The sequence below is a fragment of the Pseudonocardia sp. N23 genome (assembly GCF_002583555.1).
In the GTDB taxonomy this organism is placed as follows: domain Bacteria; phylum Actinomycetota; class Actinomycetes; order Mycobacteriales; family Pseudonocardiaceae; genus Pseudonocardia.
Genome location: NZ_BEGX01000021.1, coordinates 1 through 19,148, shown reverse-complemented (window position 1 = coordinate 19,148; position 19,148 = coordinate 1). Strand labels below are relative to the sequence as shown.

Annotated in this window: 17 protein-coding genes and 2 pseudogenes; 9 read left to right on the top strand and 10 right to left on the bottom strand. The window is 70.7% G+C overall.

From position 1 onward, the window contains the following. Nucleotides 1-436: pseudogene (locus TOK_RS07565) on the top strand (hypothetical protein); the annotation flags it as partial. A gap of 70 nt (nt 437-506) precedes the next feature. Here TOK_RS07565 and TOK_RS07560 read toward each other — a convergent pair. Then, nucleotides 507-953 (bottom strand): translation initiation factor IF-2, encoded by a 447-nt coding sequence (locus TOK_RS07560; protein ID WP_141566307.1) that lies wholly within the window; start codon nt 951-953, stop codon nt 507-509. Between the two features lie 630 nt (nt 954-1,583). Between TOK_RS07560 and mobF the strand changes: the two genes are divergently transcribed. Next, nucleotides 1,584-5,960 carry a MobF family relaxase gene (gene mobF / locus TOK_RS07555; RefSeq protein WP_172457462.1) on the top strand — a complete coding sequence of 1,459 codons (4,377 nt, stop codon included), beginning with the start codon at nt 1,584-1,586 and terminating at the stop codon, nt 5,958-5,960. Between the two features lie 91 nt (nt 5,961-6,051). On the opposite strand, the gene TOK_RS07550 is transcribed toward mobF, so the two are convergent. Continuing rightward, nucleotides 6,052-6,726 (bottom strand): hypothetical protein, encoded by a 675-nt coding sequence (locus tag TOK_RS07550; protein ID WP_098957088.1) that lies wholly within the window; start codon nt 6,724-6,726, stop codon nt 6,052-6,054. Between the two features lie 171 nt (nt 6,727-6,897). On the opposite strand from TOK_RS07550, the pseudogene TOK_RS35000 reads away from it, so the two are divergent. The 4 genes and pseudogenes from TOK_RS35000 to TOK_RS07535 form a co-directional block, all read left to right on the top strand. Next, nucleotides 6,898-7,434: pseudogene (locus tag TOK_RS35000) on the top strand (amidase family protein); the annotation flags it as partial. A 126-nt stretch (nt 7,435-7,560) separates the two neighbouring features. After that, entirely contained in the window at nt 7,561-8,082 is a 522-nt protein-coding gene (locus TOK_RS33860) for an amidase family protein (RefSeq protein WP_253258245.1), read from the top strand. Between the two features lie 4 nt (nt 8,083-8,086). Next, a complete protein-coding gene (locus TOK_RS07540) occupies nt 8,087-8,599 on the top strand; it encodes a hypothetical protein (protein ID WP_141566306.1) in 513 nt (170 codons plus the stop codon). Nucleotides 8,600-8,754: 155 nt separating this feature from the next. Beyond that, nucleotides 8,755-9,618 carry a bifunctional 5,10-methylenetetrahydrofolate dehydrogenase/5,10-methenyltetrahydrofolate cyclohydrolase gene (locus tag TOK_RS07535; protein WP_172457461.1) on the top strand — a complete coding sequence of 288 codons (864 nt, stop codon included), beginning with the start codon at nt 8,755-8,757 and terminating at the stop codon, nt 9,616-9,618. A 55-nt stretch (nt 9,619-9,673) separates the two neighbouring features. On the opposite strand, the gene TOK_RS07530 is transcribed toward TOK_RS07535, so the two are convergent. The 5 genes from TOK_RS07530 to TOK_RS07510 form a co-directional block, all read right to left on the bottom strand. Next, on the bottom strand, nt 9,674-10,528 hold the full coding sequence (locus TOK_RS07530) for a hypothetical protein (RefSeq protein ID WP_098957085.1): 855 nt from the start codon (nt 10,526-10,528) through the stop codon (nt 9,674-9,676). Then, a complete protein-coding gene (locus TOK_RS34660; protein ID WP_172457460.1) occupies nt 10,528-12,213 on the bottom strand; it encodes a type IV secretory system conjugative DNA transfer family protein in 1,686 nt (561 codons plus the stop codon). Before TOK_RS34660 ends, TOK_RS07530 begins: the two co-directional genes overlap by 1 nt. A gap of 71 nt (nt 12,214-12,284) precedes the next feature. Further along, the gene (locus TOK_RS07520) at nt 12,285-13,472 is read right to left on the bottom strand and encodes a hypothetical protein (protein ID WP_098957083.1); all 1,188 of its coding nucleotides are present in this window, start codon (nt 13,470-13,472) and stop codon (nt 12,285-12,287) included. Beyond that, nucleotides 13,465-13,704, bottom strand: coding sequence for a hypothetical protein (locus TOK_RS07515; RefSeq protein WP_141566303.1), 240 nt, complete (start codon nt 13,702-13,704; stop codon nt 13,465-13,467). The genes TOK_RS07520 and TOK_RS07515 overlap by 8 nt, the downstream gene beginning before the upstream one ends. Nucleotides 13,705-14,065: 361 nt before the next feature. Next, nucleotides 14,066-14,320: a hypothetical protein gene (locus tag TOK_RS07510; protein ID WP_098957081.1), complete on the bottom strand. Its 255-nt coding sequence runs from the start codon at nt 14,318-14,320 to the stop codon at nt 14,066-14,068. Nucleotides 14,321-14,551: 231 nt separating this feature from the next. Between TOK_RS07510 and TOK_RS07505 the strand changes: the two genes are divergently transcribed. From TOK_RS07505 to TOK_RS07495, 3 genes are read left to right on the top strand one after another with little or no spacing between them, the layout of a single operon-like run. Next, nucleotides 14,552-14,869, top strand: coding sequence for a hypothetical protein (locus tag TOK_RS07505; RefSeq protein ID WP_141566302.1), 318 nt, complete (start codon nt 14,552-14,554; stop codon nt 14,867-14,869). Next, nucleotides 14,866-15,423 (top strand): DUF6879 family protein, encoded by a 558-nt coding sequence (locus tag TOK_RS07500; RefSeq protein ID WP_098957079.1) that lies wholly within the window; start codon nt 14,866-14,868, stop codon nt 15,421-15,423. Before TOK_RS07505 ends, TOK_RS07500 begins: the two co-directional genes overlap by 4 nt. A 23-nt stretch (nt 15,424-15,446) precedes the next feature. Next, nucleotides 15,447-16,301, top strand: coding sequence for a helix-turn-helix transcriptional regulator (locus TOK_RS07495; RefSeq protein ID WP_172457459.1), 855 nt, complete (start codon nt 15,447-15,449; stop codon nt 16,299-16,301). A gap of 119 nt (nt 16,302-16,420) precedes the next feature. Here TOK_RS07495 and TOK_RS07490 read toward each other — a convergent pair whose 3' ends face one another. The 3 genes from TOK_RS07490 to TOK_RS31535 form a co-directional block, all read right to left on the bottom strand. After that, complete coding sequence (locus TOK_RS07490; RefSeq protein WP_374754866.1) at nt 16,421-16,960, bottom strand: Lsr2 family protein; 540 nt, start codon at nt 16,958-16,960, stop codon at nt 16,421-16,423. Between the two features lie 40 nt (nt 16,961-17,000). Continuing rightward, nucleotides 17,001-18,268 (bottom strand): IS3 family transposase gene (locus TOK_RS07485; RefSeq protein ID WP_253258241.1). Its coding sequence is split into 2 segments (ribosomal slippage): nt 17,001-17,980 and nt 17,980-18,268, totalling 1,269 coding nucleotides; the frame shifts between segments, so codons are not numbered across the junction. Nucleotides 18,269-18,315: 47 nt separating this feature from the next. Next, nucleotides 18,316-19,044, bottom strand: a complete 729-nt coding sequence (locus tag TOK_RS31535) for a hypothetical protein (protein WP_141566300.1) — start codon at nt 19,042-19,044, stop codon at nt 18,316-18,318. Nucleotides 19,045-19,148 lie beyond the last annotated feature (104 nt).

Sequence of the window (19,148 nt, the reverse complement as noted above, 5' to 3'; positions counted from 1 at the left end):
GAGCCAGCGCAGCATGGACGCGGGCACTGCTGCCGGGCGGTACTTCGCCGACCGAGTTGAGCCCGAGACCGACCGCGACGACCGCCGCGATGACCGGCGCGATGACGTCCGGCCGTTGGACTACGACCTGGCCGCGGTGCCGCCGCTGCGGGGGCTGCCGTGTGTGGTGTGCCGGACCGAGCGTTGTGCCCGCGACCAGCAGCGTCACACCGATGACGGGCTCTGCGAGGACTGCCGCGACCGCGGCCACGAGGGCATCAGCGCGCCGTCTGCTCCGGCGACGCGCGAGGCGTGGGTGATCGCCCGCTGCCGCCACATCGCGGCCACCTCGGCCACCAGCGCCGAGCGGGTGGCGCGGCTGCGCGCGGACTGGCGCCACCTCGACCACACCGACCGCGCCACCGTGGCCCGGTGGGTGAGCACCCAGGCCGGATAACACCACACCGCAGACGTGGAGGGGTCCCGCCGGTCGGCGGGGCCCCTCCACGTCTGCGTGCCGCTGCCGGTCAGACAGTCGTCGGGGCAGCAGCGGCCGGGGCCGGCGGGCCGGCTGCAGGCGGTTCGGGTGGACCGGCCGGCGGCGCGGACGGTGTCGGCTCGGGAGAGTTTGTGCTGGTCGCCGGGCCGATAGTGGCGGCGCGGTGGGCGCGCAGGCGGGGGCGGAGTTTCTTGACCGGGATGTCGACGAGCTCGGCGAGCTGCTCGACGGTGCGGCCGAGTTGGTGGAGCTGGTGAAGAACGTCCATCTGCCGGTGTTCGAGGTCGCCCAGCGCCGCCGCGGTGGCGTGTTCGATCTCGCCGCGTTGCCGGTCGAGCTCGGCAAGGCGGCGGTCCTGTTCGGTGACGACGTCGTCACGGGCGACCGCGACCGCGGCGAACTCCTCGAACAGCTCGTCTTCGCGGCGGCGCCGCTTCTCCTGTTCGGCGTCGAGCCGGTCACGGGCAGCGGTCAACCGGGCAAGGTGCTCCCGCGTGGCGGGACGGCGACGGGGGCGTCCCGGACGCTGCCCGGTGGGCGCGGTCGGTTCGACCATCAGGGTTGGACTCCTCACAGACGACAGAAACAGCAAGATCACGATACCGGTGGCGTGCTCTGCACGGCGGCGGTCTCAGCCGATCGAAGGACCCGGCAGCACCCGCCAGCCCGGGTGGATTTCTGGCCGAGAATCCCCGGCCAGAAATCGGCGGCCTCGGCCGACCCGGAGCGGCCAATCGGTCACCGGTTCTGGCCGAGACAGCGCGGGCCGCTCTCGGCCGAGGCGATGCATCTACCGATGACGTCACGGTCTCAGAGAGCAATACCCCACGGCGCCGACCGCCGCCGACTCTCAGCCCCCGTAGCGGGCCCTGAACGCGCCCCACAGCCTCGATCACCCGACAGCCTCGCCTCGCCCTTCACCTGCCCTCCTCGCCATTCCACGCCTTTCTCACCGCCCACCAACGCGCCACTTCAACCTCGCCAGCACGTCCGCTCCTCACGACCTCCCCGACTCACCCGCTCCTCACCGCACCCACATCCTTCACCACTTCCAAGCCGACACAGACCTATGCATTAAATAATGATCTTGGGTATGATCGTCGGCGTGGCCATCCTCGGGATCACCGCCGTGTCGGCGGGTTCTGTGGATTACCTGCTGCGCGGCAGCGGCTGCGCGGAGCACGAGCACGCCGGAGGTCAGGCGAAGGGCAAGGGCGCGCAGTACCTGCTGTCGAGTGCGGAGCGGGAGGCGCCCGGTGTGTGGTTCGGCGGCGGCTTGGAGGAGATGCTCGGGATCGCACCGGGGACGCCGGCGGCGGCGGAGGATGTGAGGGCGGTGTTCGGGCGCCTGGCCCGCCCGGGCAGTGACCCGAAGGACCCGGAGTACCTGGGGCGACCGCCGCGAAAGTTCAAGTCCTCGGCGGAGCGGATCGAGGCCGCGCTGGCGGCGGAGCCGGAGGCCGGTGAGGAGCGGCGGCGTGAGATCGAGAACTCGGTGCGGGCGTCGGGGCGCAAGGCTGTCGCCTACTACGACCTGACGTTCTCGCCGGTGAAGTCGGTGAGTGTGCTGCACGCGGCGTACCGGTCGGAAGGGATGTTGGGCGCCGCGCAGGAGATCGTGGAGTCGCACCGGGCCGCGATCGCGGCGGCGATGGCCTATGTCGAGCGGGAGGCCGCGTGGACGAGGACGGGCTACCACGGGGCGAAGGCTGATGGGCACTCCGTGGGGGTCTACGAGGAGGCCACCGGGCTGGTGTGGACGCGGTGGGATCACTCGACCAACCGCAACCAGGACCCGCAGCTGCACAGCCACGTAGCGGTGCTCAACCGGGTCATCGCGACGTCCTCGCGCAAGATCCAGGCGCTGGACGGGAAGGCGTTTCGGCCGATCAAGTTCGGCGCGGCCGCGATCTATCAACGGGCGTTGGAGCGTGAGCTCGGGGAGCGTTTGGATGTGACGTTCGGGGTTCGCCCGGATGGTAAGGCGCGGGAGATTCTGGGGGTCGACCAGCGGCTTTGCGCACAGGCGTCGAGCCGGGCGCGTCAGGTCGAGGGCAACCTCGACGGCGCGATCGCGCAGTTCCGGGAGAGCTACGGGCGTGAGCCCAGCCCGCGGGAGCACAAGCAGCTGTGGGGCGAGGCGAAGCTGCACGAACGCGCGCACAAGACCGGGGACCTCGCGCCGGGCGAGCAGCTGGACAACTGGTGCGGGCCGCGGCGCATAGAGTTGTCCGAGACGCTGGTGACCGTCGCGGCGAGCAGCGAGCAGGTGCGCCAGAACGGGCACCCCGACCAGCAGGGATATACGTCTCGGACGCGCGACGAGGTACTCGCAGCGGCGGTGGAGCGGGTACAGCGTGAGTACGCGAGCTGGACTGTCGGCAATCTGGTCGCGGCGGTGGAGCTTGAGCAGAGCTTCACACCGTCGATCACAGAGGAGCCTGACGCTCTCGCCGAGCACGTCCTCGCCAACCCGGCGGCGTTTGGGCTGGTCTCGGTGGCTGCGCCGGACCCTGGACCGGTGCCGCCTGAGATCGCCCGCGCCGACGGGATGTCCCTGTACCGGCCTCATCACGCTGACCGGTGGGCGACGTTCGACCAGCTGGCCACCGAGAATGCCATCGTCGCCGGTGCGCGGCGGGTCGGCGCGCCTGCGCTCGCCGGGCCGGCTCTTGAGCTGGCGCGGGTCGAGCTCGTTGCCGCTGGTCTGAGCCCGGATCAGACCGAGGCGGCGCTGGGAATCCTGTCCTCGGGCCGGGTCGGTGACGTGCTGGTTGGCCCGGCCGGGGCTGGGAAGTCCCGAACCGTCGGCGCGCTCGCGCAGGTGTGGGGCGAGCAGCTCGGCGGGCGGGTCATCGGGGTGGCGACCTCGCAGTTGGCGACCGAGGTCCTGGCCGGCGACGGGCTGGAGGCCTACAACACGACCCGGTTCCTGGGCCGCTTCGTCCCGGACGAGCAGGGTTTGGTGCGCGATGTGCTGGTCGCGGGCGATCTGGTCGTCGTCGACGAGGCCAGCATGTGCTCCACCGGGGACCTGCAGCGGCTGTCGGAGCTGGTGACCGCGGCCGGTGGGAAGCTGCTGTTCACCGGCGACCACCAGCAGCTGGTCGCGGTCGAGGCGGGTGGGCTGTTCGAGCAGCTGGTGCGCGACAACGGCGCCTACGAGCTGGGCGAGATCCACCGGTTCGCTCAGGCGTGGGAGCGTGAGGCGTCGGTGCGGCTGCGGGGGCGCGACGCCTCGGTGCTGGCGGTCTACGAGGACGCCGGGCGGCTGGTGGGGGGCACCGCCGAGGAGATGGACGAGGCTGCGGTCCGCGGTTATGTCGCCGACACCCTGGCTGGGAAGCGGCCGCTGCTGATCGTGCGGGACAACGACGCGGCCGGCGAGCTGGCCCGCGCGATCCGCGAGGAGATGATCGCGCTCGGGCACGTCGAGGCGGGCAGGTTGGCGACCCTGCGCGACGGCAGCGGCGTCAGCGCCGGGGACCTCGTCCAGGCCCGCCGCAACGACTACGACCAGCGTGTCGAGGGGACCGGGTCGGTGACCAACCGGGCTGTGTACCGGGTGCTGGGTCTGGGCACGGACGGCACCCTAACCGTCGAGGGAGACGACGGGGTTCGGGCGCACCTGACCCCCGACTATGTCGCCCACGAGGTCACGCTGGCCTACGCGGGCACCGTGTACGCGGCGCAGGGGCGCACGGTGGATTCCGCGTATCTGCTGGTCGATGAGCGGGCTAACGCCGAGCTGGTCTACGTGGGCATGACCCGGGGGCGGGAGAGCAACGTCGCGCTGGTGGTGTGTCAGCGCCCGGGCGACGAGCACCACCACGAGCCGCTGGACACCAGCGCGCGGGCGCTGCTGGCGGGAGTGCTCGATCACTATGACGAGGTCGAGGCGTTGAGCGCGGAGCTGCGGCGCCGCCACGGGGAGGAGGAAGGCCGGAAGCTGTCGTTCCTCGGCGGGCAGCTCGACCTGCTCGCAGCCGAGCATGGCACGAGCCGCTACGGCCGGATCCTCGAGCAGGAACTCGGCGCGGACTCGGCTGCGAGGATCGCGGGCGAGGCCGGCCGTCAGCGGTTGGCGCGGACGCTGCGCGAGGCCGAGCTGTCGGGCAACGACGTCGCAGCCGTGCTGCGTGAGGCTGTTGCCGGGCGGGAGCTGGGGACTGCGGAGTCGGTCAGCGATGTGCTGCGGTGGCGGCTTCGCGAGCATGTGCTGGTCGGGCGCGCGCCCGAGCATGACCCGAGCGATGTCTTCGCCGCCGACGCGCCCGGGAGCTGGATGGACCTGGCTGGCCGGGTCGATGGGGCCGTCGGCGAGTACGCGCGGGTGCTGGCGCAGGCGTGCGAGCAGCGGCAGGAGGAGCTAGGGGAGCGGGTCGCGTTTGAGCAGCCGGCCTGGGCCGTCGCGCACCTCGGGCCGGCGCCGGTCGAGCCGCAGGCGCGCGCGGAGTGGACTCAGCGGGCGGGTATCGCCGGGGCCTACCGCGAGCTGCGCGGGATCCCGGAGACCAGCATCGCGCTCGGTGAGGCCCCGCCGCGGGAGCAGGTGCTGCACCGGGCGCTTTGGCATCGCGCCTACGCCGCCCTCGGCGCTCCCGTGGAGGCGGTCGACTACGCCTCCGCGACGGAAGCGCAGCTGCGGGAGTGGCGCGCGGCGGCGACCCGGGAGCGGACCTTCGCCCCGCAGTACGTGGCTGATGAGCTGCGCGAGACCCGGCTGCTGGGCCGCGAGTACGAGCAGGATGCGGTGCTGTTCGGGGCTGAGGCTGAGCGGCTTCCGGAAGGATCACCCGAGCAGCTGCGCGCGCTGCACGACGTCGTGGCTGCACACGATGTGGCGGCTGAGCTGGAGGCGCGGGCTGAGCACCTGGAGGTCGTCCACCAGGCGCGGCAGGCGTGGGCTGCGGCGGCGGTGTTCGTCGACGAGCGGGCGCAGCTGGCCGGGGAGGAGCTGCAGCGACGTGGGCTGGCCCGTGACCTCTCCACTGCGCCGGGCGATCAGATGTCGTTGTTCACGATCGTCGACGATGCCGGCGAGGCGCAGACCCGGAAGGCCGAGCCGCAGCTCGACCTGGACCTGGACTTGGGCGCCCCGGTCCTGGTCCGAGAGTCGGCCCCGGCCCGGGGGGTGGCGATCGAGCGCGAGGAGGCCAGGCAGGACCCCGCGCAGCTGTCCGCGTTCGTCGCGATTCCGACCGCCACCAACATCGCGGCCGCGCAGCCGCTGCGCGCGCCGGCCGGTGAGGTTGAACCGACGATCACCGTCGGGGACGCGCGTCGCCAGGTCGAGATCCTGGCTGCCCTCCGCGGACAGGAACGCACCTTCGGCGACGTCGAGGGCTGGAAGCACGGACGCGAGGAGCAGCTCGGCGTCGACCCCGAGCAGGACCGGCGCCGCCGCGACCAGGGCGTTGACCCGGAAGAGCGCGGGCGCGGCCGGGACCTCGAGCCAGAACTCGACCTCGACTGGACCTGACCATCCCGGACCCGCAGCTGGAGAGCGGGGCGCCCGAGCCGCAGGAAGCACGGCGCCGCCCGGCCCCCAGCCGCGGGCCGCGAGGAGGTGGTCAGGCCGAGCGGTACCGAGGCGAACGTCGGCGCTTGCGATCGCGCATGTCGGCGACATTCCAGCGCTGCGAAGAGGGGACCACGCTGTCTTCGCACAGCCGGCGAGGGTAGGTGGCGAGATGCTCGGACAGCGGCGGATCGATCAGCTCCAAGAAGCCCGTCTCCGGGTGTGGACCGGTCCACTGCGTGGCGACGCATTGGCGCAGTGACCGTTGCACCGCACTCGAGGCGACCGCGGCGAAGCCGTCCACCTGCTCGCGTATCGAAGTGAGGTCCAGCGGCCATTCCCGGCCGTCGGGCCGCTCCCGGACACCGACCGGACCGACATAGATGTGGTCGTGGAAGCGGGCGACCTCACGGTCGCCGGCAAACATGTGGCCGACTCTGGTCACGAACACCTGGCCGGGTAGGAACAGCCCGATCCGCTCGCCACCCGGGGTGCGGGTCACCGGCGCGCACTCGAGCAGGATGGAGCGGGTGAAGTAGCGTAGGAAGCTCTCGTAGCTGGCGTTCCACGCCCGGATCGCGGCATCGATGAGGTCGGTACGCTCGGCGTCCTCGGCCGCCGTGAACAGCAGGCCCAGAGTCCGTGGGGTCTCCAGGTAGAGCTCGATCGTGCCCGGTGGCGGGACCTCGGCACGGCCCGGGTCGAACAGCGGCGCGACCTCGGACACCGTAGGGCCGTTCCTGGTCGTCACACTGCCTCCCCTTCGTCAACTCGGTCCAGTGCCGGCGCGGGAGCGCATGGCGATTCAAGAGTAGGGCCAGGCACCGACAGGTGTTGAGGGCTCCGAATGAGGTCAGTGCCGCAGGCGGGCGCGATAGGCTGTCAGTAGCCGACCCGTGTGCGAATCGCGAAGGAGCCCAACGCCGACATCCGCCAGCAAGCACCGACCGACCTTCTCACGACCAGTCCTGCTGTCGAGGCTGCAACGAGGCGGGCGCGGCAACGTGATCCGTGGCTATGTGCCTTCCTCGAGCTGGTCGACGTCGCGACAGCGCGAGGTAGGAACGGTCACGAGGAGCAGCAGTGCGAGCGACTCGGGGACATCTCGCTGGCCGGGCCGAGTCCGCTGCAGGGGCTGCCGATCGCGGTGAAGGGCGCCGGAGGGCTGCAGGCGGCGCAGACCCGCCGATTGATGGCGGCGGGCGCGGTGCCGATCGGCACGACGTCGGTCCCCCGCGGGCCAGGGCATCAGACCTGGGGACATACCGACCGCGGTCCCACCCGCAACCCGTGGGCGCCTGACCGCACCCCGGGTGGCTCGTCCGCGGGCTCGGCGGCTGCGGTGGCCGCGGGCATCGTCGACCTCGCGACCGGCAGCGACGGAGCCGGTTCGGTCCGGATCCCGGCGGCCTGGTGCGGCGTCTACGGCCTCAAACCCACTGGAGGCTTCGCCGCCGGTCAGGTACGTCCAATGCCTGGTCCGTTGGTGCGCGACCCACGACTGCTCGCAGCCTGGGCCGGTGCGGTCCTCGGCCCGCTCCGCCGGACTGCGGTCGCCGCGGTGATCGGCTGGTCGGCCGATCTTGGGCTCGCCGGAGCCGACACCGACGCCGAAACCGCCCAACTGGCCCAGCGACGCGCGCGTGAGCTCGCCGACCAGGCAGGCCTGAGATGGTGCGAGCCCGGCGTGCGGCTCCTCAACGTCGAACAGGCGTGGCAGACCTACCGAAGCCCGGGCTCATCGGCTGCGCAGGTCGCGGCCGCGGACCGGACCCGGACGACCAACAACACGCGCTTGCAGGCGGTGTTCGACCACATCGACGTGCTCGCGACACCCACCACGCCCCGACCCGCGCACGGCCACGATGGTCCCGGCGAGCACCTCAGCGTTGCCCTGACATGGGTCTTCAACGTCTCCGGTCACCCGGCCCTATCCATCCCAGCCGGGCAAACCCGTGCTGGGCTGCCGGTCGGGCTGCAGCTGGTCGCCCGTCCGGGCGCCGACGCCACGCTTATCGAGCTCGCCGCCCGATACTGTGCTCCGGCGGTGGTGGCACCCCGCCCGATCACGTCCTGGAGATGAGTCGATGACCGCACCACCTGCCGCTGCTGCGACGCCGGTGATCGTCGCGGCGACCGGAGCCATCCTCACCTGGCAGCACGCGCAGGCGGCGGCTCCGGCGCACTGCCTGGTGCGGATCCGCACCCTGCGAGGCGCGGACGGGATCGCCACGGTCGTGGTGGCCAGCGAGCTGCGCGACAACCCGCGAGGCCGGTGGATCAACGCCGACTTCGCCGGGGTCGCCAACGCGACCACTGACCAACTTCTGCCCGCCGCCTGTGACCCCAACGTGGTGCGCTGGTACGCCCACTTTGGCGCGTTCTCCAGCTACGACGACGCCGGGCCCGAGACCATCGAACAGGTCCGGCTCGACCGTCCCGGCGATCGCTTCGTCGAGCCGGCCGCCGAGCGCTACCAGCTGCTCACCCCAGCCGAGACCACCGAGCTGGCCGGGGTGCTGCACCTGGAGCCGGTCGATGAGCTGCTCGCGTCCTGGCCGTGGGACATCGGCGTCCCCGCACCCCGCGCTGCCGGATGACCCCACCGCAGTACCAGGTCCCGGGTCGGCACATCCTCAACGAGGTCCTCGACGCGTACCAGCCCTTCCGGCCGCAGATTGAAGACCAGCACGTACGGGTCGTCGTGTTCCGGTTCGAGCCCGCCGCCGATGCCCCACCGCGGTGGGTGACCCGGATGGCCGCGTCCGAGGTTTCTGCCGCGCAGAAGGAACGCACATTCACGCGCCTCGGCGTCCGCGCCGCGCCTGTCGCGCTCCCCGACCGTGCGAGCCTCGCTCAACTCCTCGACGCGCTGCAGGCTGCAAATGAAGCCCCTGACGTCGCGGCGATCATCGTGCAGACCCCGCTCCCGGCACGCCTGGAACGGGCTATCGACCAGATCGAGCCATCCAAGGACATCGACGCTCTCGGCGCACATAGCCAGCACCCGGCCTGCGCCACCGCAGACGGCATCGCCCGCATTGCTGCCCCGTTTCTCGAGAATGGGAGCTCCTGCGCCGTCGTCGGAGCCCGCGGGTTCGTCGGCTCCGGCGTCGTCGAACTGCTTCACCGCGGTGGGCACCGCCCCCTGGTGCTCGACCAGGGAGACGACCTTCGCCAGGTCCGTGACGTTGATGTCGTCATCTCCACGACCGGCCGCGCCGGGCTACTCACCGCGGAGCACCTGCATACCGGCCACCGGCTGGTGATCGACTCCGGGTTCGTCCCTCATCCGGCTGGCCCGATCGGCGACGTGCACCCGAGCGCGGCACACCTGCCACAGACCATCACTCCGGTTCCTGGTGGGATCGGGCCGGTCGAGATGGCCACGCTGGCCGAGCGGCTCGTCACCCAGCTCGCGGCGCCGCAGATGTCGCAATGGCGATTCCTCGGCCGAGGTTCACACACCGACGCGGGTGTCGCCGCCGGCCCGTTCACGACCGTCCGGCGCGGCGTCGAGCGCCAGCTCGCTCAGGCCCAGTCCCACGACATCGAGTCCGCGCGACGTCGTGAGCGTGCTCATCAAGATCGGGACGAGGTGTCAGGCTTGGAGGCGTGACGGCCCTTGCCGCACCGGCCCGCATCGCCGACTCAGATCCCGGCGCAACCGGGGGTCAGGGGGTCTCGCCGGCGCTTTCGCGCTGCGTGCGCCACCGTAGGTCGGCCTCGACGGCGGCGAAATAGTTCTCCCGCCAGTGCTGACCCTCAGCCAGTTGCTGGCTGGGTGGGATGAGCCGTTCCCCGGGCCGGGGCGGCACGGGTTGGCGGCCCTGGGATTCGCCCTGTGGCACAAGGTGTTCCCCGGGCCGGCAGAGGCGGCGGTCGATGACCTGGGCGAGGCGGGCGACCACGCCGGGGCGCCAGCGTTGGTGCCATTCCCCGGCGACGTGGGGGGCCGAGGTCGGGGTGTAGGCCTGCACGTGCGCGCTGCGTAGCCAGGACAGCTCGATGACGGCGGGCCGGTGCAGCGCCCAGCAGTCGGGTAGTTCCTCGCGGCTGATCTCGTACCAGGGGACCAGGATCTCGGCGATCCACTGGGCGAGGACGGCCCACTGGTCGCGAGCCTGGTCGGCGGTGAGTTGGGGCCAGTCGACCGGCGGGTTTTGTTCACGGCTGAGGGTCTGTAGGACCGCGTCGAGTTGTTGGCGTTGGTGACCGAGCTCTTCGGTGGCGAACTGGCGCAGTGCGGCGAGCTCGGGGACAAGGGTCTGCGAGACCGCGGTGGCGAGCTCGGTGTGCCGAGTTGCGAGGTCCTGGACCTGCGTGCGCAGCTCGCCGGGCTGGCTGAGGCCGGCAACGGCCTCGCGCAGCTGCGCGACCTCGTCACGGAGCCGGCGCATCTCGCGGACCGCCGCGGATGTCCCCGCCGAGGGCGGAGGGTTGTACGGGCCGCCGTCTGGGGCGGTGTCCGGCCGATCGGGCTGTGGCTGGTCGGGCTGTTGCGGCTGGTCGGGGGTCGAGTCGTTCATCAGGCAGCATCCTGCACTGTGTCGGGCGCGGCAGGCGGTGCTGCGCTCGTGTAGTCGGTGCGGTCGTGGGGGTGCTGGTCGCGGTTATGGGGCTGATCGTGGTGGGTGGCTGCGGCGAGTGGGGCGGAGCTGGATGAGGGACTGGCGGCGTGGCGCCAGCCCGGGGTGAAGCGCACGATCGCGGGCTTGGTACCCAGGCCGAGGACGTAGGCGTGCCAGCGCGGCAGGCCGTGGATGGTGTGGCCGGTGATGACCTGCTCGGTCGTCCAGGACTGGTTGTGGGAGCGGCTGGTCTGGCCGGTGCCGGTTTCGGTGCGGCCGTGGCTGCTGCGCTGCACGCGCCGCTGTCCGCCGAGGTAGGCCAGGGTCTCCAGGTCGTCGCGGTTGGCCACCCCGGGCAGCACGACCCGGGTCGGTAGATTCGCGAAGATCGTCTTGGCTCGTGTTGGGCCCCAGCGGGTTTCGAGCTGGGCGAGGTCTTGGACCATGGCGGTGACGGTGATGCCCCAGCCCCGGGAGTCCGCCGCCCACACATCCAACGGGACTGGGGTGGTGTTGGCGACCTCGTCGAGGAACAGGCCCAGACCGGGATCGAGGTAGCCGTTCGGGCTGGTCGCGGCGGCTTGTTTGGCGGCGGCGAAGACCGCTTCGGTCAGCGCGGTCAGCAGCGGCGCGACGCGCGGGTCGTCACCGGCCACGACGTAGATCGTCCCGGTCTGGTGCAGGAACGTCGTGAGGTCGAGATGGCCGCCGCCGGGCCCGGGGGTGGGGCGGCAGGCGGCGGCGACGGTGGGGGAGTCCATGAACGCCACCGAGGGGGTGAGGGCGGCGAAGTAGCCGGTGCGGGTGTTGGCGGCCGCGGCCAGGTGTGAATCGAGGGTGCCGAGCCAGCCGGGGGGCAGCGCGGCGCCGTACTCCTCGAGGGTGGCCGAGGGGGTGCGGTCGTCGGGGTGCAGGGTCCAGGCCATGACCTGGGCCATGTCCTGGCCGGTGAGTGCGGCCGCGAGGAGGTAGCAGCGCAGGATTTCCGCGGCCCGATCAGCCCAGAAGTCGGCGTTCTGGGTTCCGGTGGCCCCGCCGCCGCCGCGGACCAGGGCGCGGGCGCGGGCATCGGCGGTGGCGGCGTCGTCGCAGCCGGCGACCGGGTCCCAGCGCAGCGACGAAGCCAGGGCGCCGAGGCCGGTGGGATTGAACACCAGGACTGGGCCACGATCGGCCCGGTCGGCGGCGGTGAGATCGACGAGCTCGGTCTTGGTGCTGGTCACGTAGGCGGCGCCAGGGAACTCTCGGATCGGGTTGACGATGAACGAGCTCTTGCCCGAGCCCTGAGGGCCGAGTACGAGCATGCCGCGACGGTGCGGGCTGTAGACCGGCCGCCCGCGAAGTGTCAGCGGGCCGGAGACCAGCCTGCCCAGCAGCTGCCCGTTGTGGCGCGGGTCAGAACTGGTGGCGGCACCGGTGACACGGCGGACCCCGTGGGGCCCGGCGACAGTGCGGTACTCGTGGCGGTCGAGCCAGCCAGCCCAGCCGTCGGCGCCGAGGTGGCGGCGCAGCCGCGCTCCGGGCCGGTTCCGCGTGAGGAGCACCGCGGCGGCTGCGGCGGCCACCGTCACCGTGGCGGCGACCAGCCACCCCCGATCCCCCGGGGTGAGGGAGAGCTTGGCCGCGGTGGTGGCCGCGAGCACGAGAACAAAGGTGCGGCCCCGTCGACGCCAAGCGGAGGTGGTGGGTGCGGTGTGTGGCTTCACGGAGGTCGTCATGCCGGCGCCTCCGCCGAGCTGGCGCCACCGGTGTGGTGGCCGTTGGTCAGCAGCTTCAGCGCGTCGTGCACGCCCTGGGCGCGGCGCTTCTCGCAGCCAAAATAGCGGCGGATCGCCTCGACGCTGGGCAGAGCGGTGTCGCCCCAGGGCTCGAGCTGCCCGCTCGCGATCGCGGCGCGGACCTTAGTGACCAGGGTGAGGGTGTCGACGGTGTCGGAGGCGAGCCGGTGGGGGCCTGCGTCGGTGACCTCGACGTGGGCTTCCTCGAGGATGGTGGCCAGGAACGCGGCGGCCAGCGGCTGCAGCACGATCGCGACGACGATCAGCACTGGCGGGGCCAGATGGGCCAGCAGGGTAGTGACGTTCTGCCAGGTCCCGAGGACCGGCAGGACCGGTGAGGCGTTGATGGCCATCGTGGCCAGCAGAAGGATCGCCTCCAGCAGCCGGATCCGGGTCTGGTTCTCCCGGGCGGGGAAGGTCCGGCCCCACTGCGCGGCCCGCGCGTGCAAGGTCATGATCACGAGCAGCGGCAGGGAGAACAGCGGCTCGACGATGTAGGCCAGCGGGGTGCCGTCGGGGCCGACGAGCGCGTCGTGCACGCCCACCGAGGTCCACGCGATCCCGGCGACCGCGACGGCCATCAGCACGAGACTGACCCCGACGTGGGTGCGCTGCAGTGACGCCAGCCGCGAGGTGGGGTCGAGCAGCCGACGGCGGCGGGCCAGGGCGCGGCGCTGCCAGACCTGGTCGGTGAGTTCTGTGTGGGCGAGCTGCCGCTCCGCGCGGCGCTCACGGCCGTCGAGGCGCGCGGCGGCAACAGCGGTGGCGACGTCGTGGCGTCGGCTCAGGCCCCGGACCCGTTGCGCCGCGCGACGTTCCAGCCGCTCCTCGTTGGCGGACAGGACGTCGAGCCGGGACCTGTCGCGCTGCAGAAGCGCGAGCTCGCGGTGATAGCCGGCGGTCGCGGTGCGCAGCTCGAGCGTCTCGCGCATCGCGCGGATCTTCTTGGCATTCGCCGACTGGCTGGCCCGCGCGACCTCCCCATGGGCGACCGCCGGGGTCGTTACGGACGCCGTGTCCGAGTCCTCCGCGGGCGCCGGGGCGGCGGCACCGGGGAGGCGCCCACCGTTGATGGGGGTTTCGTTGTCGGCCCTCTGCAGGGCACTGATCAGCAGGTCAGACATGGCGGGACTCCTCGTCGCGGCCGCGGGGCACGGGAACGGGATCAGAAGCGAGCGGAGCGGAGAGCGACACCAGCCAGGTCCAGCCCTGGCAGCGCGGGCATCCGGTCGCGCCGAGCTGGGTGATCTCGCTGCAGGTCGGGATGAAGGTGTGGCAGCACGCGGTGCACGCCAGCAGGGGGCGCTGCGTCGGTGGAGCGGGGCGGTTGTCGCCGGACGCGGCGTCGGCGGTCACGACCACGCCACCGCGCGGCGGTGCAGCGTGCCGCGCATGATCGCCGAGCACGTGGCCAGCCACCGTGACTGTGCGCGGCGTGCCGACCTCGCAGGCCGATCCTTCTCGGGCTCGGTGAGCTCAATGCACCGAAGGGCGGCGCACGATCGGCACGAACGACCATCGGGAGCGGTCAGCGAGGCGGGGACCACCGCGGCGCCGCACATCGCGATGTAGCGGCCGTGTGGCCGGCCCGTAAGCACCTCACTGTCCTCGACGTCGTGGGCCAGCTCGTCGACGCCCGATGTGATCGGGGTAGTCGCGGTCCGCGGCGCCGGCCAGGGCGCGCGCCCGCGTGAGGAGGGTGCGTGCGCTCCGCCGCTCATCGGACTGCAACTCGGGCATCGCGCGGAGCCTCGGTGAGGTCGGGCTGCTGGTCGGCCGAGGGCTGATCACGCAGGCCTTCGGTGCGCCGCTCCTCGACGTGGTCCCAGCGCGGGTCGCGGTAGATACGTGAGCCGAACCTGCCGGTGGTCACGGTCCAGCCGCGGTTGTAGGCGTGGGCGTCTTGAGCGTCGAAGCGGCGCGAGTGCCATGCGAGGGCGCGCTTCATCAGCTGTACAGCAACAATCTTCATTGGTTCGTGTCTCCTGGTCCTGGAGGGGCCCGGTCGCGATCCACAGGTCCCGGTAGGCGTTCCAGCGCCTACCGGGACCCCTTGAGTGCCGACTCAGAGGGGAGCTGAGCCGACCCTTTGATTATGCACGATGTAGACGTGCATCGCGAGCCTTATGCACGCCTATGGATTGACTAGACGGCCTAGAACCGTCGACACTGGCTCCGCCACGGTCCGGTGGGAGGGGAGCCCATGAAGATCACGGTTCTGCGCACTGAGTGCGCGAACGGTCGTACGTGCCCGCAGATCGCGATGACGGAGGACGGCGACTTGCTCTTCCAAGGACGGATGGCTGCCGAGGGTCCGGGATGGGCTGAGGTGTGGATCCCCACGACCCTCACAGACGGCTGCGATCTGTCACATCTAGTTGCTGATGAGTCCGGAACGCTAGTTCGGGTGCGCGGCGAGCGCGTGACAGACGCGGCCGTCCTGCTGTTCCTGCGCGTCCCAGAACACGAAGTCGTCGTCCGCGCAGCACGCGAAATGCTCCCGGAGGTACTGGCCGCATGATGAACGAAGACCAGCTGGGCGAGTTCATCGACCAGCACTTCACACGAGACCTCTTCCGCCTCGAAACCCGCGAGCGCTACAACGTCGAGTCCGACGGCGAGGACCTCCGTCGCTACCTGCGTGGAGAGAGCAATCCCGCCGCTCCTGGCAAGGCCGAGTGGCTCGAGCACGTCCGTGAGGAGGCCTGCGCCGGCCTCGTCTCGCGACGGGTGAACGTGCTGCGGGCCCCGCTCTCCGACTACCAGCGTTACGAATGCGAGTGGGGCTACACCTACCTGGTCGAGGCCGGCGAGCAGATCCGCGTGCTCGACCTGACCCACCGCACCGAGCATGGACACATCCGCGCCATCGGCGACTTCTTCTTGATCGACAACACTCACGTTCTGCGAATGATCTACGACGACGATGACCGATTCGTCGGAGCGGAAACAGTCGTCGCGGCCGACACCAAGCCGTACCGGCAGATCGCCGATGCAGCCTGGACCCTCGCGGAGCCCTTTACAGCGTGGTGGGCTTCGCACCCCGAGCATCACCGCGGCCGCGCGGTGGCATAGCCCCCGAAAGGACTTCACGACCCTTGCCCGATGAGGAGGACGAGCTCCGGACAGAGCTCGCCAAGAGGCTGCGTCAACTCCGCGCAGACGCGGCTCTGAGCGGAATCGCGGCTGGCGCACGCGCAGGTATCTCTCAACCGATGGTCTCGCGCTGGGAACGCGGCCGGAACGTCCCTGATCCCCAGCAGGTGGCGTCCTACGCGGCTGCGCTCGGAGCCCGGGACGACGAGCGCGACGTCCTGGTCAGCCTCGCGGCCCGACTCGACGAGGTCCGCGAGCAGAACATCCCAGCTCGCGTCGTCCTGAGCCGGGGCGCCGCCGATTTCCAACGGCGGGTCGGGCGCCTAGAACAGGGCGCAACGCGCGTCCGCACGTTCACACCCACCGTGGTTCCCGGTCTCCTGCAGACCGAGGAGTACGCCCGAGCAGTCTTCGGTGCAGGCGGGCTCATCGTCAGTGACGACTTGTCCGATGCGGTCAACGCCCGCCTCGCTCGTCAGCGGCTCCTCGGCGAGGTCAACTCACGCCAGTTCACGTTGCTGATGACCGAGGGGGCCCTGCGGTGGATGGCCTTGTCGCCCGCAGCGATGGTGAGGCAGCTCGATCAGATCGCCGAGACTGCAGACCTGCCGCAGGTAGCTGTGGGCGTCATCGAGTGGACCACGGCCGTCGAGGTCTTCCCCATGCACGGATGGGACCTCTACGACGACACAGCCGCTGTCGTCGGGACGGAGACTGCTACCGGACTCATCACCGACACGCGCGACCTGCTCCAGTACAGACAGCTATTCGACCGGCTGGAAGCGCTGGCGTCCAAGGGCGACGCGCTGACGGCAGCGCTCGCCCGCCTGCGCTCCGAGTACGCCAGCCTCCGCTGAGCAGCGCAGACCAACTCCACAGAAGCCGGGGCACATCAAGCTCTCGGGACACACCGGAGCGGTTCAGCAGCCTCTGGTCAAGTAGCGGCTGGAGGCGGGTCGAGCCAGAACGCACTCCACTACGCGGACTGGAACTCTACGGCGTGGCTGTTCGTGTCAGCGGGGTTCGCCGGCTGGACGTCCCCCAGGCCTCCGGGCGTCTTGGACTCCCAGGCCTGCAGGAACTCGTTCGGGATGCGGCCGCGATCGGAGACCTTATAGCCGTTCTCGCGGAGCCACGTCCGCATCTCGGCCAACTCCTCGCGGCTGCGCCCCGAGCGCGAACGCTGCGGGGGAGAGCCGGCGCCGGTCTGACGTCCGCGGCCGTCCCCCGAGCGCCGTGCTGCCGCGACGAACGGAGCGAGCATGTCACGCAGCTTCTGCGCGTTGTCGTCGGACAGGTCGATCTCGTACTCGCGCCCGTCAAGCGCGAACTCGACGTTCCCAGAAGCTTCTGAGCCATCGAGGTCGTCGGTGTACTTCATGATGACCTGTTGGGCCACTTTCGATAACTCCATCCGGGTCGTCGTCGAGGGCGTTGATTGTGGCAGTGGGACCTGTTCGTGGTCGGTCAGCGGCGGGCCGTCCTGCTCTCCGGTGGTGAGGTCCCACACCCACACGGTCGCGTCCCGGCTGAACCGCCCCGGCGTGTCCGGAGAGCTATTGGCTTGAGCGCTGCGGCTCCGGTTGGGGTGCTCGTTGACGGTAGTGGGCGGCCTCCAACTCTGCGGGAGGGATGTCACCGGCGGCGCTGTGCAGGCGTCGGTGGTTGAACCAGTCGACGTACTCGAGGGTGGCGATCTCGACCTGCTCGACAGTCCGCCACGGCCCTCTCGGTTTGATCAGCTCGGTCTTGAACAGCCCGATGGTCGACTCGGCCAGCGCGTTGTCGTAAGCGTCCCCGACGGTTCCGACTGAAGGTGCCGCGCCGGCGAGGGCGAGGCGCTCGGTGTGCGCGATGGAGGTGTATTGCGACCCGGCGTCGGTGTGCATGATCAACCCGTCCAGGTCGGGTCGGCCCTGCTGGGCTCGGGTCCAGACGGCGTGTTCGAGGGCGTCGAGAACCAGCTCGGTCCGCATGCTGGTGGCCGCGCGCCAGCCCAGGATGCGGCGGGAGTAGGCGTCGATGACGAACGCGACGTAGACCATCCCCGACCAGGTGGGGACGTAGGTGAAGTCCGCGACCCACAGCTGGTCCGGTGCGGGCGGGTCGAACCGGCGGCTCACGAGATCTCCGGCGCGGGCGTGTTCGCCGGGCAGGGTGGTGCGGATCCGGCGCCCACGGCGTGCTCCGGCCAGGCCCTGGGCGCGCATGAGACGTTCCACGGTGCAGCGCGCGACCGGGATGCCCTCGCGGTTGAGCTGGGCCCAGACTTTCCGGGCCCCGTAGACGCCGTAGTTCTCGGCGTGAACCCGCGCCACCTCGACACAGAGTTGCTCGTCGCGAACCTGCGCTCGGGACGGGCGAGCGGCGCGGTGGGCGTGGTAGGTGGATGGGGCGATCGGTGCGCCCAACTCGGCGAGCTGGGCGCAGATCGACTCGACACCCCATCGCCGCCCACCGGACTGGTGGGCGGCGTGCTGGTCGATGAACCTCACCAACGTCCGCGTGGCCGGTCGATCTCGGCCGCGAAGAAAGCCGAGGCCGCCTTCAGAATGTCGTTGGCGCGCTTGAGCTCGGCGTTCTCCCGCCGCAACCGGCGCAGTTCCTCGGACTCCTCGGTCGTCGTGCCCGGCCGGGTGCCTGCGTCGGTCTCGGCCTGGCGCACCCATTTGCGCACCGTCTCGCCTGTTCCGACACCGAGCTTTTCCGCGACCGCGTTCATCGCCGCCCACGGAGAGTCGTAGTCGCCCGCAACCTCGGCGACCATGCGCACCGCTCGCTCACGCAACTCCGGCGGGTAGGGCGGCTGGGAACGACGTGTCATGACTCCATCTCCTCAGAAGATCAAGTCTCCGGACACGCCGGGGCGGTTCACGGCCGACGGTGCCACGAGTGTGCCCGTCGGGTGTCACCACCGCCGCTACCGCCGACACGCTGCGATTGTGGCCGGTCACCGGCAGGCGCATTGTAAAGGCGCAGTCGAGCCAAGATGATGGCGTGGCTAGGTATTGATGATGGCGTGGCTAGGTATTGAGACAGTCCAAAGGATTGCGCGAGCGCCGGTAGCACCTCACCAGGGACGACACCGACAGTCTCGACCTCAACTCCGAACTGTAGGGCTAGCATTCGCAAGGCCGCTGCCTGTTGTGCGGGCACGTAGATCGCTGCGGTGACCGCCAGCAGAGACTGTCCCTTCTCAAGATTGGCTAGATGTCGGGCGAACCACGCGTAGGTGTCAGCAGTGTCGGCGCGGCGGTCCGCGGGAGCACTCGACGGTGCCGCTGCGACGTTCACCTTGAGGCCGCGTAACCCGTCGTACGTTCGAATCGACCAGGTGCCACCGTGCAGGTCTGACTTCTCACCCTGTTCCGCGATTGGGTCGCCGAGACCGAAGGCGCGGCGGGTACCAGCGTCGAGGGCCTCGTATTCCTCGTCGGCGTCCGGAACGCCGGCCCGGCGGGCAAGGTCGGGTTCGTCACCGCCGAACAGGCGGTAACCGCCGAGGGCCGTCACCTCCGGGGCCCACACCGTGCCAGACCGGATCAGCTTCGCCGCGTACGCCGGCCTAACAAGGCATGCGCGAACGAGGCCGCCGAGCACAAATAAGTGGTCGTAGCGCGCCCGCGCCGGCGTCGCGGAATCAACGAGGCCTAGTACTGCAACGGCACTCGGTCAGAGTGGTGGTCGGTGGCCACGTCGGCGGT

Excerpts from the sequence above, each read along its gene's own strand:
- TOK_RS07535 (WP_172457461.1), top strand. The coding sequence starts at position 8,755 with ATGGCCGCGTCCGAGGTTTCTGCCGCGCAGAAGGAACGCACATTCACG.
- TOK_RS07530 (WP_098957085.1), bottom strand. The coding sequence starts at position 10,528 with ATGAACGACTCGACCCCCGACCAGCCGCAACAGCCCGACCAGCCACAG.
- TOK_RS07520 (WP_098957083.1), bottom strand. The coding sequence starts at position 13,472 with ATGTCTGACCTGCTGATCAGTGCCCTGCAGAGGGCCGACAACGAAACC.
- TOK_RS07540 (WP_141566306.1), top strand. The coding sequence starts at position 8,087 with ATGACCGCACCACCTGCCGCTGCTGCGACGCCGGTGATCGTCGCGGCG.
- TOK_RS07505 (WP_141566302.1), top strand. The coding sequence starts at position 14,552 with ATGAAGATCACGGTTCTGCGCACTGAGTGCGCGAACGGTCGTACGTGC.
- TOK_RS07510 (WP_098957081.1), bottom strand. The coding sequence starts at position 14,320 with ATGAAGATTGTTGCTGTACAGCTGATGAAGCGCGCCCTCGCATGGCAC.
- TOK_RS07500 (WP_098957079.1), top strand. The coding sequence starts at position 14,866 with ATGATGAACGAAGACCAGCTGGGCGAGTTCATCGACCAGCACTTCACA.